A 3,853-nucleotide genomic window follows, 5' to 3' on the forward strand; every position below is an offset into this window, starting at 1 on the left:
TGTTGGCTTACACCAATAGCGTTAGCCAATGCTTCTTGTTTCATACCTCTAAGTTCTCTTATTCGGCTGATATTCCTGCCAATATGTTTTGGTTTTGTTGCTGTGTTCATAGCTCAAAGGTATTTAAAATTCTTTTTTAAAAAATGGGTCTTGGTAAAAAACAAGCTTGCTTTTGTGAGATACAATTTCCAATAGTTCGGTACGGTACAATCTATTGCTTACTTGCTGTGTATTAAACAAAAATACAATTTTTCGGATAAGTATTAACTAAAAAAGCAAAATTATGAAAGCGATTGATTATTCACAGCAAAAAGAATTAGAAGCAACAATTAAAGACCATATCAAAACAGCAGCTATTTATTGTTTTGGCAGGCGTGAATCAAATGAGAATGCAACTGTTACACTTTATCCTGATAGAGACATACAGAAAAAACATACTCATTTATATCTGCTGGTTCTTGCAGAAGAAACCATAGAAAATGCAACCAATGATATTAGTGACAAAATAAAAACGAAAACTGATGGGTGCTTAACAGCTACGCTTCTTATACACCATATGCAAAGCCTAAAAAAAATGCAAGACGACCAGCAGTATTTTTTCTGGAACTTCATGCAAAATGCAGAGGTGCTATACCTAAATGCAGACAAACCTCCTTATCTTATAACTGATGGAACTCCAAAAAGGAATCTAAAATCTACATCACTTTATGTGGCATGGAGAGTAAATACTATTGCCACTATTTGGGGCTGGGTTTATAATGATGATGATGCCAGTTCCTCCGATGAGGTAAAAATGTCTGGTCTTCATCAAATAGTGGAACAAGTTTGTTTGTCTTTGATTCGTGTTTTTTTAGGTTACACTCCGAATCACTTTTCATTAGACCATCTATTTAATCTGTGCGCCTGCTTCACCACCGTAACGACAGACTTCTTTCCCCGTACAACTAAGGAAGACCAATCCATGTTTAATCTACTGAAACAACAGCCAAATACTTTACGTTTTAGTAAAACCAATGATGTTGATTATTTATACTACCAGTTACTGGAAGAAAGATGTGGTAAATTTAAAAAACAAGCGGATGTTTTGATACAAACAGAACTTGATAGGTTAGGGCAAATTCAAAGTGAAGAAAATCAAATCATAGAAAATAAAGAATAATCATGGAAACAGATGAAATTAATAAATTAGAGACTATTAAAAGGTTAACTTCAAATTGTCTCAATACTTTGAGACCAGTTGATAATAAAAACAGGATGCACACTGCTGAAATTAAAGTGTATGATTATTATGAGCTTGCCTCAGTAATAAGAAATCTGATGAGGTTATGTATTGTAGCTCTGGATCATGATGGTGCTGAACTTCCCATTACAATAGAAAACAGGTCGATTGATGTTGGACTTATTCAGGGAATTGCTCTGCAATTATTTCCAATAGATGAATTTGAACTTCTAAATGAGATAAACGACTTATTTCCTCCTGTACACTGTCACAGTAAAGAAAAACAAGAATGATTCAGATCAGAAATAAATCGTGCAATTTTGGGGGCTTATCTTTTGATGATCAATAATTTCAATCCCTATCATGACTATATTTTGCCTAAGATAGTGAGAAAACTACTTCCTATCTTTGATAGGAAGTGTGATTTAATGTCGAATTAGTGAAGACGGTTAAAATGGTCTTTTATTATTGAAAGAGGAGGTGTATGATGGAAAATGAAGAAACGGGTGAAAAAAGAAAAATCACTAGGGTGAAAACTTTGAAAGTATTAAAGGCTGAGGAGAGATCTTTAACTTCTGAACAGCAGAAAAGGATGTCTAGGGAAGTTGTAGAGAATATTGAAAAGAAACAAGATAAAGTAAATAGTTTGTCAATTTTAACAATTCCAGAAGTTGCGGCTAAATTAAATCTTCTTAATAATGTAACAGCTAAAAGATGGCTAGAAAGGCAAGGTATTTTAATTCATAAATTTTCCAAACAAAATATTGTTTACGAAATTGAAGTTATATGCGAGATTGACAAACCTTTTGTGAGATCTTTAAAATTTAAGTACCCCTTAAAATGGAAAAAAATATACAGAAATCTGGTTAAAGATCAGAATGCATATGAACTTTTGGTTTTACAAATAGAGGGAGAGTTTGATTACGGTCCAACCACAAAGGTGAAGAGGGGTATTGGGGATGAGAAATTATATAATGATTTGATGAAATGAATAGGTTAGTACTTCCAAAGAAAAAATATAAAGGAATTAAGATTTATTGTAAAAAATGTAAAGTAGATAATCCTAAATGTAATCATTTTGAAAGCTTTACTTATAAAGTAAGAGTTCATATTCCAGGGACCCAAAAGAGTGTCAAGTCTAAAATATTGAAATCAAAGGTCTATAGTGACGCTGTAATTGAAGCTATCAATTTTGAAAAATACTTAAAATCCACTAATTATCAAACAATAGTAGTTGATTCAGCAGAAGGAAATGACTATTCTGTTATTGATTCCATAATAAAGTATAACCATTATTTAAATGGTCAAAGTGAGTATGCTCAATTTAAAAAGGACGTTACTAATGAACACCGTAAGGAATTGATACGATTTTGTAAATATTTTGCCCAGACATTAAAGAAAAATAAAAACATTGAGTTGACTAGAATTAAAGATATCAGTAGGCAAGACGTATCTAATTTTTATTCTTGGGCAGATAGCCATTATAGTCCTAAAACTTTTAACAAATGTATGAATGGAGTCAAAGGTTTTTTTGATTTTCTTATAGATATTGAAGAAGTTGAGATGAAAAATCCTTTTAGGAAATATTCTCGCAAACAGATACGAAAAACAAATATTGATTCAGTCACCAAAGAAGAATTTACTGCAATTCTTGAGGCGGTTGATGCTTATAGTCCTTTTCTTGTTCTTGGGGGTAGAGGAGAACGGAAAAATATGTTTAAACCGTATTTGAAAGATGGCTTTAGATTGTTTTTGTTAACTGGAGGAAGACGAGAGGAAATTGTTGATCTACGGTGGAGTGATATTTATGTAGCTGTTAGTGGGGTGAAATTTTTTAGAATCCAAAACTTAAAAGTAGAGCGAAGTCTCAATATTGATGGATTATATAAATACATTCCAATAAATTCTGATTTGTTTGACTTACTAGTGGAGATGGGATATCATGAGAAAAAACAAACTAACGATTATATTTTATTGCCTGAAAGAAAAGTCAAATCAAAAACAATTATGGATTCACTTTCAAAATCTTTTACACATTACAAAAATGGAACTGGCATCAAAAAAGATATTAGTTTGAAGAGTTTAAGGAAAACATATATCACATGGGTACATCAAGTAATGCAAAAAGAAACAGGATTACTAACTTCACATTCAACGACAAAAGTTTTGGAATCATATTATATAGACCCACAAATTTTATCGGTAGTTGAAAAAGGGGCTGTTGAAATAAAAATATTTGGATCAGATTCCTCACTCTAATTCCTCACTTTTTATCTTTTGGTCTATCTTTTTTGCTAAATTTACACCAATAAAAAACCCTTAAACAATTGATGTTTAAGGGTTTGTTTCTGTAGCGAAGACGGGAGTTGAACCCGTGACCTCAGGGTTATGAATCCTGCGCTCTAACCGACTGAGCTACCTCGCCATATTTGAGATATATCCTATCCCTGAATGCGGGTGCAAATATAAAACAATAATTAGAGTTTGCAAGCAAAAAACAACAAAAAATATTTTTTTTTCAAAACGTTTTTTTATTGGAGTAATAATCTATATATTCGAAAAAAAATTAAGCGATATTCATGGATTTAAAAGTGCGTTACGAAATCGAATTCCCCATAAATTCCTCTCCTCAGT

4 protein-coding genes, 1 tRNA gene and 1 pseudogene are annotated in these 3,853 nt (G+C 32.1%); 4 read left to right on the forward strand and 2 right to left on the reverse strand.

Annotated elements, in window-relative coordinates:
• Nucleotides 1-110: pseudogene (locus VFS71_RS07360) on the reverse strand (transcriptional regulator); the annotation flags it as partial.
• Nucleotides 111-283: 173 nt separating this feature from the next.
• Between VFS71_RS07360 and VFS71_RS07365 the strand changes: the two are divergent.
• From VFS71_RS07365 to VFS71_RS07380, 4 genes are all read left to right on the forward strand, one after another.
• Nucleotides 284-1,159, forward strand: a complete 876-nt coding sequence (locus VFS71_RS07365; RefSeq protein ID WP_326400282.1) for a hypothetical protein — start codon at nt 284-286, stop codon at nt 1,157-1,159.
• Nucleotides 1,160-1,161: 2 nt separating this feature from the next.
• A complete protein-coding gene (locus tag VFS71_RS07370; RefSeq protein WP_326400283.1) occupies nt 1,162-1,512 on the forward strand; it encodes a hypothetical protein in 351 nt (116 codons plus the stop codon).
• Between the two features lie 191 nt (nt 1,513-1,703).
• Nucleotides 1,704-2,210, forward strand: a complete 507-nt coding sequence (locus VFS71_RS07375; RefSeq protein WP_326400284.1) for a hypothetical protein — start codon at nt 1,704-1,706, stop codon at nt 2,208-2,210.
• Complete coding sequence (locus VFS71_RS07380; RefSeq protein WP_326400285.1) at nt 2,207-3,478, forward strand: tyrosine-type recombinase/integrase; 1,272 nt, start codon at nt 2,207-2,209, stop codon at nt 3,476-3,478. Before VFS71_RS07375 ends, VFS71_RS07380 begins: the two co-directional genes overlap by 4 nt.
• Nucleotides 3,479-3,570: 92 nt before the next feature.
• Here the strand turns inward: VFS71_RS07380 and VFS71_RS07385 are convergent.
• Nucleotides 3,571-3,644, reverse strand: a tRNA-Met gene (locus tag VFS71_RS07385).
• Nucleotides 3,645-3,853 lie beyond the last annotated feature (209 nt).

The sequence above is a fragment of the Flavobacterium sp. genome (genome assembly GCF_035760125.1).
Lineage (GTDB): Bacteria > Bacteroidota > Bacteroidia > Flavobacteriales > Flavobacteriaceae > Flavobacterium.

Coding starts and splice junctions, on each gene's coding strand:
- VFS71_RS07380 (WP_326400285.1), top strand. CDS start 2,207: ATGAATAGGTTAGTACTTCCAAAGAAAAAATATAAAGGAATTAAGATT.
- VFS71_RS07375 (WP_326400284.1), top strand. CDS start 1,704: ATGATGGAAAATGAAGAAACGGGTGAAAAAAGAAAAATCACTAGGGTG.
- VFS71_RS07370 (WP_326400283.1), top strand. CDS start 1,162: ATGGAAACAGATGAAATTAATAAATTAGAGACTATTAAAAGGTTAACT.
- VFS71_RS07365 (WP_326400282.1), top strand. CDS start 284: ATGAAAGCGATTGATTATTCACAGCAAAAAGAATTAGAAGCAACAATT.